This window comes from Paenibacillus sp. CCS19, assembly GCF_033239625.1.
GTDB lineage: Bacteria > Bacillota > Bacilli > Paenibacillales > Paenibacillaceae > Paenibacillus_T.
The window spans coordinates 227,536-240,379 of the sequence record NZ_BTCK01000001.1; the positions used below are offsets into that span (position 1 = coordinate 227,536).

13 protein-coding genes are annotated in these 12,844 nt (G+C 50.7%); 9 read left to right on the forward strand and 4 right to left on the reverse strand.

The window, feature by feature from the left end:
* Positions 1-24 precede the first annotated feature (24 nt).
* The 4 genes from SBI19_RS01210 (at position 25) to SBI19_RS01225 (ending at position 3,223) form a co-directional block, all read left to right on the forward strand.
* Positions 25-1,479 (forward strand): bifunctional 2-methylcitrate dehydratase/aconitate hydratase, encoded by a 1,455-nt coding sequence (locus SBI19_RS01210; RefSeq protein WP_317964371.1) that lies wholly within the window; start codon positions 25-27, stop codon positions 1,477-1,479.
* A gap of 133 nt (positions 1,480-1,612) precedes the next feature.
* A complete protein-coding gene (locus tag SBI19_RS01215) occupies positions 1,613-2,170 on the forward strand; it encodes an NUDIX domain-containing protein (protein ID WP_317964372.1) in 558 nt (185 codons plus the stop codon).
* 54 nt (positions 2,171-2,224) lie between these two features.
* Entirely contained in the window at positions 2,225-2,731 is a 507-nt protein-coding gene (locus SBI19_RS01220; protein WP_317964373.1) for a GNAT family N-acetyltransferase, read from the forward strand.
* A gap of 15 nt (positions 2,732-2,746) precedes the next feature.
* Positions 2,747-3,223, forward strand: a complete 477-nt coding sequence (locus SBI19_RS01225; protein ID WP_317964374.1) for a DinB family protein — start codon at positions 2,747-2,749, stop codon at positions 3,221-3,223.
* A 71-nt stretch (positions 3,224-3,294) separates the two neighbouring features.
* On the opposite strand, the gene SBI19_RS01230 is transcribed toward SBI19_RS01225, so the two are convergent.
* Positions 3,295-3,828, reverse strand: a complete 534-nt coding sequence (locus SBI19_RS01230; RefSeq protein ID WP_317964375.1) for a hypothetical protein — start codon at positions 3,826-3,828, stop codon at positions 3,295-3,297.
* A 54-nt stretch (positions 3,829-3,882) separates the two neighbouring features.
* Positions 3,883-4,092: a hypothetical protein gene (locus tag SBI19_RS01235; protein WP_317964376.1), complete on the reverse strand. Its 210-nt coding sequence runs from the start codon at positions 4,090-4,092 to the stop codon at positions 3,883-3,885.
* A 257-nt stretch (positions 4,093-4,349) separates the two neighbouring features.
* Between SBI19_RS01235 and SBI19_RS01240 the strand changes: the two genes are divergently transcribed.
* The 5 genes from SBI19_RS01240 to SBI19_RS01260 all read left to right on the forward strand — a co-directional run bounded on the left by SBI19_RS01240 (position 4,350) and on the right by SBI19_RS01260 (position 11,363).
* Complete coding sequence (locus SBI19_RS01240; protein WP_317964377.1) at positions 4,350-5,288, forward strand: NAD-dependent epimerase/dehydratase family protein; 939 nt, start codon at positions 4,350-4,352, stop codon at positions 5,286-5,288.
* 104 nt (positions 5,289-5,392) lie between these two features.
* Entirely contained in the window at positions 5,393-6,319 is a 927-nt protein-coding gene (locus tag SBI19_RS01245) for a nucleotidyltransferase domain-containing protein (RefSeq protein ID WP_317964378.1), read from the forward strand.
* Between the two features lie 9 nt (positions 6,320-6,328).
* Positions 6,329-9,256 (forward strand): excinuclease ABC subunit UvrA, encoded by a 2,928-nt coding sequence (uvrA, locus tag SBI19_RS01250; RefSeq protein ID WP_317964379.1) that lies wholly within the window; start codon positions 6,329-6,331, stop codon positions 9,254-9,256.
* Between the two features lie 105 nt (positions 9,257-9,361).
* Entirely contained in the window at positions 9,362-10,621 is a 1,260-nt protein-coding gene (locus tag SBI19_RS01255; protein WP_317964380.1) for a winged helix-turn-helix domain-containing protein, read from the forward strand.
* The gene (locus SBI19_RS01260) at positions 10,596-11,363 is read left to right on the forward strand and encodes a formylglycine-generating enzyme family protein (RefSeq protein WP_317964381.1); all 768 of its coding nucleotides are present in this window, start codon (positions 10,596-10,598) and stop codon (positions 11,361-11,363) included. Before SBI19_RS01255 ends, SBI19_RS01260 begins: the two co-directional genes overlap by 26 nt.
* A gap of 127 nt (positions 11,364-11,490) precedes the next feature.
* Here SBI19_RS01260 and SBI19_RS01265 read toward each other — a convergent pair whose 3' ends face one another.
* Entirely contained in the window at positions 11,491-11,970 is a 480-nt protein-coding gene (locus SBI19_RS01265) for a hypothetical protein (protein WP_317964382.1), read from the reverse strand.
* Between the two features lie 4 nt (positions 11,971-11,974).
* The gene (locus SBI19_RS01270) at positions 11,975-12,805 is read right to left on the reverse strand and encodes a VanW family protein (protein ID WP_317964383.1); all 831 of its coding nucleotides are present in this window, start codon (positions 12,803-12,805) and stop codon (positions 11,975-11,977) included.
* Positions 12,806-12,844 lie beyond the last annotated feature (39 nt).

Below are 12,844 nucleotides of genomic sequence, written 5' to 3' on the forward strand. Positions count from 1 at the left end.
TAACGGGGAAGCGGAGGTGACGCGATGACGAGTTCCTATACCCAAACACGTCAGGAACCGGACCCGCTGCTCGTGCAGCTTGCCGATTATGCCATCGATGCGGGAGACAGCCGCATGAGCAGCGAGGCGTTCGAGACCGCTCGGTACTGTCTGATGGATACGCTCGGCTGCGGATTGTTAGCGCTGAATTATCCCGCCTGCACGAAGCTGCTCGGTCCGGTCGTCCCCGGCACGGTCGTCCCGAACGGAGCGCGCGTCCCCGGCACTTCCTATGTGCTAGATCCTGTGACGGCTGCATTCAACATTGGCTGCACGATCCGCTGGCTGGATTACAATGATACGTGGCTGGCCGCGGAATGGGGGCATCCGTCCGACAATCTCGGTGGCATTCTGGCCGCTGCCGATTATATAAGCCGAGTTCGCGAAGCGAACGGCGAGCAGCCGTACACGATGCGTGATGTACTCACGGCGATGATTCAAGCGCATGAAATTCAAGGCATATTAGCGCTGGACAACAGCTTCAATCGGGTCGGGCTGGATCATGTTCTATTGGTCAAAATCGCTTCAACCGCCGTTGTAACCCGGCTGCTCGGCGGTAAGCGGGAACAGATCATCACAGCGCTCTCGAATGCATGGATTGACGGGCAATCCTTGCGTACCTACCGCCACGCGCCGAATACCGGCTCGCGCAAGTCATGGGCGGCCGGCGATGCGACGAGCCGCGCCGTTCGACTTGCGATGATGACGCTGCAAGGCGAGATGGGCTACCCATCTGCGCTAAGCGCACCTCTGTGGGGATTTCAAGATGTCCTGTTCAAGGGTCGCTCCTTATCGCTCGGTCGTGAGCTTGGCAGCTATGTGATGGAGCATGTGTTGTTCAAAATCTGCTACCCAGCCGAATTTCACGCGCAGACGGCGGTGGAAGCGGCAATCGTGCTGCATCCACTGGTGAAGGATCGGATACACGAGATTGACCATATCGAATTGACGACGCATGAGTCTGCCATTCGAATTATTGATAAGAAGGGACCGCTTCATAACCCAGCCGACCGCGATCATTGCCTGCAATATATGGTTGCAATCGGGCTGCTGCATGGGGACCTGACGGCAGATCACTATGAGGATGATGCTTCGCGCGATCCTCGGATCGATTATCTCCGCGAGCGGATGTCGGTAACGGAAGAACACCGCTATTCCGCTGACTATCTGGACGCAGAGAAGCGGTCGATTGCGAATGCGGTGCAGGTGTGGTTCACGGACGGCACCGCGACGGAGCGGATCGAGGTTGAATATCCGCCCGGCCATCGGCGCAGACGCGCGGAAGGAACGCCGCTGCTGAAGCGGAAGTTCGAAGCGAATGTGCGCAGCCGGCTGACGGATGAACAGGCGAAGCCGATCATGCAGTTGTTCGAGGAGCCCGAGGCACTCGAGGGGATGCCGGTTCCGCAGTTCGTCGACCTATGGGTCAGCACCACCTAAACACTCGAGCGAGAGAGGCCGCGCATGCGGCCTTATTTTTCATAGGAAGGGTGGCACGATTGCCTCAGACAAGCTATCATTATGAGATACAAATGACTAGATTACGAGACAGACAATAGGGGTGGATGAACGAATGGCGATCAATTATTGTGTGGAATGCGGCCATCCGATGGAAACGCGAGTTATGGATGGCGTGGAGCGTCTGGCCTGTTCGTCGGAAGCTTGCAACTACGTCCATTGGGGCAGCTATAGCATCGGCGTTGGCGCTCTCGTGATGAGGGATGACCGTGTGCTGCTCGTTCGCAGAGCCCAGGAACCGGGCAAAGGCAACTGGACGAACCCAGGCGGATATATCGAACAGCTGGAGCCGATCGAAGAAACGGTCGTTCGCGAGGTGCTGGAAGAGACAGGCGTAGAGGCGCGCGTGGTGAGCATCGTGGCACTTCGGGATCTGCCTCGTGCGGCGGTACATAACGTATACATTGCGTACGAGATGGAATATATCGACGGCGAGCCGGTGCCTGACGGGGTCGAGGTGGATGCGGCAGGGTTCTTCACTTTCGAAGAGCTGAAGTCGATGCAGGTTGCCGGTTTTACGCAGTGGCTGCTTGATGTTGCGGTTCACAACCCGGAAGGCGCAGGGCTTCGCAAGGACGTGACACCGGCGGCGAACGGGTATTTCCGAACGTAAAAGTTAGAAGTTAGTAGACGTGAATAGGGACGATTCATCGTGGAGGTGGAAGTCGTGTCGGTTTCGGTTGAATTGAAGCGAGTTACGGTTGACGAGTTGAACCTGCTTCGGAATCTCTTTGAGCTTACAGCCTATGATCTGTCGGAGCTGAGCGGAGCGAATATTCTCGATAATGGTCAATTCATAGCCAATCTGGATGTTCGGATTTGGTATGAAGACCCCCACTATGACTTATTGCTGATACGAGTCGATGAGGCGATAGCGGGATTCGTGGTTATTAAAAATCTAGTCGAGGAGCAAGCCTATTATTTGAACCACTTCTTCGTCCTGCGCAAATTCAGAAGGAAGCGCGTCGGCAAGCGAGCGGCTATTATGGCATTTGACCGGTATATCGGGAAGTGGCAGGTCAGTCAGTTCGATTGGAATGAGCCTGCGCAGCAGTTCTGGCGGCGTGTCATACAGGATTATGTCAGCGATCCGATGGTTGAAGCGAGAAGGGCTGATGATAAAGGGCCTTTGCAGCATTTTACCAATTATGATCGTAAGAGTGTTGATGCCTAAGAATGGGGCTGTTAGATGATGAATAGAGAACAATTAGTCGAGCAGTTTGCGCAGCTTATCTCGTTCGTTGAAGGATTGCGGGAGCTGGATGAGGAAACTTGGACGGCGCCGATCGAACCAGGCAAATGGACAACCCGTGATGTAGTGGCGCATATTATGCTGTGGGACCAATATTTTCTGGAAGAAGCCATTGGGAAGATTGCAGCTCATCAACCGCTCACGGTGAAGCACTTGAATTTCGATGAATTCAATAACAACGCGGTGGTGTATGCGAAGACGAAGGAGAAACCCGAGATTATCGATCTGACGATTCGGTATCGTGCTGCTATCCTCGAGCATCTTCGTCAATTAACGGATGACGAATGGACAGAGGTACATCAAGATGGCGAAGGACATCCGTTCGCAGTCGATCATTATGTACCGGACTTCATTGCGCATGATGAGCATCACATCAAGCAGCTTCAAGCGTTCTTAGGTATCTATCTGCGATAAAAAAGTGGACAGCCGCACACACGGCTGTCCTTTCTCTATATTCCATATGGCATTACCGAAGCGCATTCGCGTTACAGACCATCAACGGCGGACTGGATCATGTGGTCGTATTGTTCGTTCTCGCCTTTACTATTGAAGTGAATCACGAGTATATTTTTGCTCACGAATACGCTCGGCGCAGCTGCAAATTTGGCACGTGCGAGTATATCGTTCAGAGCATTCTGTCCTTCGATCCGAGCGTTGTCGGAGCCGAATACATAAACGTATACATTCACGGCATAGGACAGCGATGAGCTGACTTCGTCGGTGACATCTCCCATTGCGTATGTATCAATGGCATACGTCACAGCATCAACACCGTTCAGCGTTGCAAATATCGAAGTGCCGCCTTTGGGGTGAATCTGCAGAAGCTTCAGTCCTTGGTTTTCCATCGCCGTTGTGACATCCTCTAGCGTTCGAAGGCTTTCGGCCTTCTCTCCTTCTGTGACTGCAGTTGCTGTTACACCATCTAACGTCATTTTCGAGCTGACCTCGTCTCCGCCGCCGGAACACCCCGAAATAATCGCAACCATAACCAAGATACAGACCGTCATTCTAAGCTTCATTCCACATTCCCCTTCATTCACAGATACCTTGTAGACGTGAAATTTCGAGAAATGTTACATCCTCACAATAACCGAACCGCTGCCGCTCGATACGACTCGGCTTTGCTGCTGTTCGATCGAGCGAAGCAGCTCGTTATTTTGCTCCATCAATCGGATCAGTTGATCCATGCGGCTGGCTAACTGCTGGAGCAGCAAAGTGTCGGCCGTTGCGTGATGGGCGAAGGCTTCCGGCGCGGGAGGAAATCCGTTCCACTGTTTGTTCACTGCGCTCACCTCCTGTCCGTTATCCCTCGAATAGGGTTTGTACGGTTATACGCTGTTAGGATGTTCTCTGCTGTGATATTAACTGCTATATCGTACGCGCTGACTGGGCTATACGTTCATCGTGGCCTCACGATTTGTTCGAATTAATACGCGTTAGAATATACGAATTGCGGGGGACAAACATTGAGCCAACATCTATCTATGAATCATAGAATAGAGAAGGAGCATAGCATCCATAGCGAGAGAGGTGTGACGCATTGAGGGCCATCGTAACAGGCGGCGCTGGATTCATCGGTTCGCATCTAGCGGCTGCCTTATTGTCTAGCGGTGCACATGTGCAAATCATTGATAACCTTAGTACAGGGCGTCTGAGCAATGTTCCCGAGGGAGCGGTGCTGCATCAGTTGGATATTGCGTCGGATCAGGCCTATGACCTTATTGTGCGTGAACGTCCGGACGTCGTCTTCCATCTGGCGGGGCAGGCGAATGTGCTGAAGTCGATGACCGATCCGGTTACGGATGTAAGAGTCAATGTGCTTGGAACGCTCAAGCTGCTGATGGCTTGTAAGCGGGCTTCGGTATTGAAGTTTATTTTCGCATCGACGGCCGCAGTATATGGTTCAACTGTTCGAGATCGATTATCAGAGAGCGACCCCATTCAGCCTGTATCGTTCTATGCATTGTCCAAATGTTTCTCCGAACAGTATATTCGGCTCTTTGCGGAGCTGCACCATTTGCCCTACACGATTCTAAGATTCTCCAATGTATATGGACCGCGTCAGCAACCGCAGGGGGAAGGGAATGTCATTCCGCTGTTCATGAATCAACTGCGCAAAGGCCAGCCGATTACGATTCATGGAGATGGCAATCAGACGCGCGACTTCGTCTACGTTGGCGATGTTGTGAAAGCGCTGCTGTCTGCGACGCTGCTCGGGCGCAACGGGACGTACCACGTGAGTACAGGGGAGAGCATATCGGTTAACGAGCTTGCCAACCGGCTAATTGCAATTCACGGAACGTCGCATCCGATCGTGCACACCGCTTCACCGCGCGCGGGGGATACGGTACACAGCTGTCTCGACAATTTGAAAGCGTCAGAGGAACTATTCTGGCAGCCAACCGTGCAATTCGACGATGGATTACGAGAGGCCTATTCGGATTTTATGCTGCAAGGAAGCGGTTTCCGATTAACGTAAAATTGTTCCAAATCAACACTTCCTTTTTTCGGGGGTCTTCTGGTAGAATGTGAGAACAAACATTCGATAGAATGGATTTGAACCTAAGGGAGTGAAGGACATTCATGAGCGAGGCACTACAGCTGAGGTACCGTACGGCGATGGAGATGTTCGTCGAGCGGGTCCGACAGGACAGCCATATCCTAGCCATCTTCATAGGAGGAAGCCTCTCCTATGATGAGGTATGGGAGAAGTCTGACATCGATGTCTATCTTGTCAGTGACGATGAGAAGCGGGCGTACGCACCGTTCCATCTCGTCGAGGATGGCATTGTGTTCAGTGTGAATCTAGTATCTCGAACCGAGTTTCGGAAGACGCTCGAGAGAGTCGTTCAAGGAAGCTTCCTTCATTCCTTTCTGTTCAAAAGCAGGCTTGTCTATTGCAAGGACGAAGCGGTGCGAGATATATACGAGCGCATGAGCAAGGTCGGTGATCGCGACCGCGAGATCCATTTACTGTTGATCGCCTCTATGGCGATCGTCTACTTGGAGAAAGCAGAGAAATGGGTGGCGGTCAAGCATGATCCGACCTATTCATTCGTATTCATGTTGAAGATCGTAGAGCAGCTAGCGCAGCTTGAAGTGGTGCTGAACCATGACATTCCGACCCGTGAAGTCATTCATCAAGCGCTTCGTTATAATCCTGAATTCTTCAACTGGATGTATACGGAGCTGATTAACGGACCGAAGAATGAAGAAGTCATGATGGAAGCTGTCCGGCGCGCGGACGGTTATTTGCTGCTGCACAAGGACAAGCTGTTCCACTTAGTGTTCCAATATTTGAAGGAGGAACAAGATGTCCGTCCGTTCTCCGAGCTGATGCAACATATGAAGCTGAAGCATCGAATGGAGGACGGAATGATCGTACATGTCACGGAATGGATGGCAGAGAAGGGGCTGATCGACAAAGCGTCTTCCCCTGTGAAGCTGACGCCTAAGAGCCGAGTTGAATTGGACGAGCTTGCCTATTTCATGTTGGATGAAGGGATGTAGACGATACGCATGTACAAATCGATCTCAATCAAAGGCGCAAGGCAGAACAACCTGAACAACATCTCGGTCGATATCCCACGTGATCAGATTACCGTCATTACAGGCGTCAGCGGCTCTGGAAAATCAACGCTTGCGTTCGATGTAATCTATGGCGAAGGGCAGCGCAGATTCTTGGAATCGCTGTCATCGAGCTATGCGAAGCGGTACATTCCGCAGTTGAAGAAGCCTGACATCGATTACATAACCGGCTTGTCACCAGTCGTCTCCATAGAACAGAAGACGGGGACGCCGAATCCGCGTTCCACCGTTGGTACAATGTCTGACATCTACGACTATGTACGTCTGCTGTACGCAACGGTTAGTACCCCTCACTGCCCTCACTGCCGTGATGAGATGGCCGTGAAGACGCCTGCCCAGATTGCCGAGCATATCTTGACGAAGCTGGAAGGGAAGCGGGTGGAGATCTATGCGCCTGTGAAGAAGCTGTATGGCGAGGATTACACGGTGCTGTTCGACGAGATCCGTGAGAAGGGATATCGGATGTACCGAATTAACGGTGTCATGCATGATGCGAGTGAGAACATCGAGCTGGATGAACATACGGCGTATGACCTGAAGGTACTGGTCGATAAGTTTCTGGTCAGCCGCGAAGTGTTCAAATCGCTCGTTCGATCGGTCGAGGAAGGATTGAAGATAGGCGAAGGGTTTCTTCATATCGCATTAGCGGGTGAAGGGGTCGATGAAGCTGACACGGATGCAAGCGTGATGACGTCGTTCTATCGCGGCTTCGGTTGCATGGAGCATCAATTGGTCGTCGGCGAGCTGCTGCCGCATTACTTCTCCTTCAATGATGCGGACAGCGCTTGCCGTACATGCCTTGGCCTCGGCGTGTACAAGTACGCAAAGCCGGAGCTCATGATCGATAACCCGGATCGGAGCATTCGTAAGGGAGCGCTCAATGAACGGATCTATAAGATGAACAATCCGAAAGCATGGCGCAACATGGTCATCTACAGTATGGCGCAGCACTTCGGTGTGGATCTTGATGTATCGCTTCGGGAGATGTCCAAGCGTGATTACGACCTGTTGTTCTACGGAACCAAAGGCGAGCGGTTCCCGTTCCTCGGTGCGGAGACGAACGATCAAGCGCCGTGGATTCAGCAGCATGTCGGCAAGATGTTCACATTCGATGGCATCGTCGGCGAGATCGACCGCTGGTATCGAAATTCGCGGAAGAAGCAGGATGTGAAGGGCTACGAGGAGAGTATGTTCAAGAAGGTGATGGTCGAGCATACGTGTCCGGAATGCAGCGGAACGCGGCTGAAGTCAGAGCGTCTGCTCATGAAGATTGGTGGTATGACCGTTCATGAGGCTTGTACAATGCCGATTGATGAGCTTGTGCTCCGTCTTGACAGTCTGGTCGTTCCCGAGCGGCTTAAGTCGGTTGGTGTTCCGATTCTGCATGAGCTGTCGAGCCGAATCAAGCTTCTTATTGATATCGGAATCGGATACTTAAGCTTAAATCGGCGTTCGGACTCCATCTCTGGCGGCGAGGCACAGCGGATACGGCTGTCGACGCAGATCGGCTCGGGACTGATGGGTATGTTGTATGTCTTGGACGAGCCTAGTATCGGCTTGCATCCGCGAGATGGACGTCGTGTCATCGAGACATTGAAGAAGCTGCGGGACACGGGCAATACCGTCATTGTCGTTGAGCATGATGTGGAGACAATTGCCGAAGCCGATCATGTCATTGAGATTGGACCGGGACCGGGCATTCATGGCGGCAATATCGTTGCACAAGGGACGATCAAGGATCTACGGAGACACCCAGACTCGTTGACGGGGCAGTATTTGAGCGGTCGACGGACGATACCGATGCCGGATAAACGTCGGCAGTCGGATGGACGCGTATTGCGCATTGTCGGTGCACGAGAGAATACGCTGCGCAACATCGATGTCGATATCCCGCTTGGCATGTTCGTCTGTGCAACAGGGGTATCGGGGTCTGGCAAGAGCAGTCTGATCAACCAAGTGCTGTACAAGAAGCTGGCTCACCTGTTCCAAGACGTCCGTATCATCGCAGGCGAGCACGATGCACTTGAAGGTTATGAGCAGATCAACAACGTCATCAGCATCGACCAATCGCCGATTGGCCGTATGCCGACTTCAAACCCTGCCACCTATGTCGGCTTATTCGATCGTATTCGTTCGTTGTATGCATCGCTGCCCGAATCGGTTGAACGGGGTTATACCGAGACACAGTTCAGCTTCAATGCGAAGGGCGGCCGCTGCGAGGAATGCAAAGGCTTCGGAACGATTACGACTGCTTTGCAGTTCATGCCGGACGTTGAGACCGTGTGTCCTTCGTGCAAGGGCGCTCGCTATTCATCGGATACGCTCGAGATTAAGTTCAAGGAGAAGACGATCAACGATATCTTGAACATGTCGATCGAGGATGCCGAGGCCTTCTTCAAGGATGAGAAGCTGATCGCGCACAAGCTGAACATTCTGAATCAGCTTGGTCTAGGCTACTTGCAGTTGGGTCAATCGGCGACGATCATGTCTGGCGGGGAAGCGCAGCGGATCAAGCTCGCAGCGGAGCTTGGCAAGATCAAACGAGGTGCGCATAACCTGTACATTCTGGACGAGCCAACAACCGGGCTGCATCTTGCCGACATCCAGAAGCTGCTAGACTGCTTGAACCGATTAGTTGATGCGGGGCATACGGTGCTCGTGATTGAGCACAATCTGGATGTGATCAAGGTTGCCGATCATATCATTGACCTTGGTCCGGAAGCGGGACGAGGCGGCGGGTTGGTCGTCGCTCAAGGAACGCCGGAGCAGGTAATGGAAGTGCCGGAATCGCATACTGGTATGTGCTTGAAGGCTTATCTTCAGGAGCGGGGCGAGCTGCGAGAGGTGCCTGTGGGTTAGAAGTTGGAGGGGGAAGGAGAACCAGCTTTGCTGCTGCATTGCTGGTTCTCTTTCTTTTATAACGATGGTTAGAATAACAATAAAATAAGAAGAACAGGTGCGCGAATGATCTACTTAACAATCCGCCAGGCGCGGCAATTTATGTTGTTGAAGCAGGGTCTGTTAGATGACTACAAATTTATAGGAAAGCAGGGCCTATTGGATTTTGTTCGACAGGAGGGCTGCATCCAATATGATCCTATCGATGTATGCGGTAAAAACTCCGAATTGGTACTGCAATCTAGAGTCAAAGGGTTTAATAAGGAAATGCTCGGCGAGCTGCTGTATGCAGATAGATGTTTAGTCGATTATCCCGATAAGCAACTGGCAATCATCCCTGTCGAGGACTGGCCTTATTTTGAGAGGTATAGGCAGGCCGCTCGACGACATGCCGAACACTATCCTGAGATGCAAGCTTTGACAGAGCAAGTAAGGACTCATATCTTGAATCAAGGTGCGATATGTTCGGATGATTTGCAATTGGAAGCGGATTTCTCTTGGCGATCGGCAATCCACTGGAGCGGTGGCAATAATGTCACTCGATCGGTACTCGAACAGATGTATTCGACAGGCGAGTTGATTATCCATCACAAGAAAGGTACGCGCAAATATTACGATATCGCCGAAAAGCACATTGAAGTAAATTTGCTGAATACGCCAGAGCCGCTGCTTAGTGAACTTGAGCATCAGAAATGGCGGGTATTGCGTCGAATTGGCGCTGTTGGGCTTCTGTGGAATCGAGCGTCCGATGCTTGGTTGAACATATGGGGACTGAAATCCGACGAGCGCAAGGAGGTGTTCCGGCAGTTATTGATCGAGGCTAAGATTGCAGCAGTTACCGTCGAACAAATGAAGGATACATTATACTGCAGCACGGAAGACTTGCCGCTTATTGAAGCCGTCCTTACGAATCCAGCGTTAAAATCTCGCTGCGAATTGATTGCCCCATTGGATAATTTGCTATGGGACAGGAAGTTAATTAACCAATTGTTCGGCTTTGATTACACTTGGGAGATTTACACACCGGTTAATAAACGGAAATTCGGCTATTATGTTCTGCCTTTATTATATGGAGACAGCTTCATCGGACGTGTCGAGGTCATCGCTGAACGAAAAACGAGGAACCTTGCGGTTAAAAACATTTGGTATGAACAAGGTGTAAAGCAAACTAAGAAACTGCAAACCGCTATTGACGATTGTTTCAAAAGGTTTGCGATATTTAATGGATGCAAGACGATTTCGATGCCTGCCCAAGGGATTACTCTGCAGGAGAAAAGTCGTGACGATATAGGGGGGCACAATGACAATCGGAAAGGACGAAAGTGAGAAGGCGCGTTTGCTAGAAGGCTTAACGAAGTTAATGGTACCGATTGAGGGCGGAACCGTTGAATTGCGCGATTATGTGAATGAAAACAAATGGCTCAGTTCGAATTACACCTTATCGGACCCTGGCAGAGGACATGATCGAAAGGTTGTTACGTGGATTGAAACAATCGAACCCTTCTATGTAATGAAGTATCCGGTAACGCGGCATTTGTATCATTCGGTCATTCATGGGGAAGAGGTCGAGCCGGACAGGAGTAACCTGCCGATTACGGAAGTATCTTGGTTAGAATCGATAATCTTCTGTAACACATTGTCCAGACTGTTGGGCAGGACGGAGTGCTATACAATTACCGAGGAAAGTGTAAACACAATATATAACAATAAAGCGAATGGCTTACGACTGCTAACAGACGCCGAATGGCAGTATGCGTGCAAGGCTGACACCAAGGGATATCGGTATGAAAGCGTAGATAAGATTGCATGGTATCAAGCAAACTCCAATGGATCTGCTCAACCGGTCGGACAGCTGTTCCCTAACGCATGGGGGTTGTACGATATGATCGGGAATGTGTGGGAATGGTGCTGGGATCTGTACGATTCCGACCGATATGGGGATTACCGAGTGTTCCGAGGAGGCAGTTGGGCTGAAGTTGAGAACAATTGTGGATCTACCGTAAGAAGGAAGAGTATGCCTAATTTCAAGATTGATGATCTAGGATTTAGAATCGCACTGAACATTTGATAGAAGAAGAGACGTCGTTCACAACATGTTCGGCGTTATATTCGTACAAGAAGCCTCAGAGCTGATGCTCTGAGGCTTCTTGTATTAACACCCATCAACTTCGCAGCAATCGCGAGCTTAAGCTATGCTACTTAATCAATGCATCCTCATATACCGTCCGGTAGTCATCAACGACCAATTTCCCATTCGCCTTACCGAAGTGGACCGTTTCTTCTGATTGGTAAGATGCAGGCTCGCTTGTCCTCGTCGAATAAGTGATCGTTGCCGTCTCGCCGTTGATCTTAATGCTGTAATCGACGACCCAAGGGCTGGAGACGCCGATGTTGTAATTCCAGTTCTCGCGGCTCCGAATCATCTGCTCTTGTTCGAATTTATCCTTCATTGCTTCGGACATCATCTCATAGCGAGGTTTCCCATCCCGAGTCATAAGCGCACTAGCCCATTTGTTCGTTAGTTCAACGATACGCTCAGAAGATAGATCCTGTTTAGCTGCTGCCGGCTTGAAAGATATTCCCGATATTACAACGAGCGTTAGTATGCTGGCAATAATAATGACTCGCGCGGACGGCTTTCCATAGCGCAGCAGATTCTTGTTTCTATAACTCATATGGTCATACCCCTTCAGCAGTAGTTGTAGTTTGTGGCAGCAACGGTTCGTACATCATAATCGCATGGTTATCCGTTACGAATTCATCGGCTATAAGCTGATCTTCAAGATTGTACACTTTTCTGTAAATTGTATTGTGCCGTACATAACCGCCCCAATATTCTCGGCTAATCCAATGTTCTTGCTCATACACTTCATACTTCGCCGTTGGTGGATGTACAGCTCTCCATTCGCCAACCAGATGAGTATCCGTCAAATAAACGACTAGTTGATAGTTCTGATTGGTCTCGTTCTTGATCTGTAGATCGAGATAGTTGTAAGCGCATGTGGCACCGCTGCCGAATGGCTGGCTTCTCTTAGAATCCGGGAATACGTCATAGCTATGCCGATAGCGCTCCGTCACGGTCAATGGGGAGTGGAGCGTCATCCAGTAAATGAGGTTCGATAGCTGGCACAATCCTCCGCCTACGCCGGTGGTGACTTGTCCATAAAATAAGATCATGCCGTCCACATACCCTTTACGTTTTGAAGTGCTTCCGATTGAGCGCCAGTAGGAGAATGTTTCGCCCGGTTTAATGACGATACCGTTGATCTGCTTAGAAGCGATGGCAAGGTTCTTCACTTTATTGTGCTGCAACCACATATCTACGTCTTTGAGCTGTCGAAGCAGAGGCGTTTTATGTGTAAAGATTAGATGCGGCAAAATCAAATCTACTTGTTCTGTTACATATTTTGTACTGCCGAAATACCAATCCCAATAACGTCTCATTCGATAATACTTCTTGCCGCAATAAATACGGAGCGAACTTCTTCTCACCGGTTTCAGGGAGTCCAAGCGATCATCTCCTAACAGCTTGTCTTTGTATACAATAAC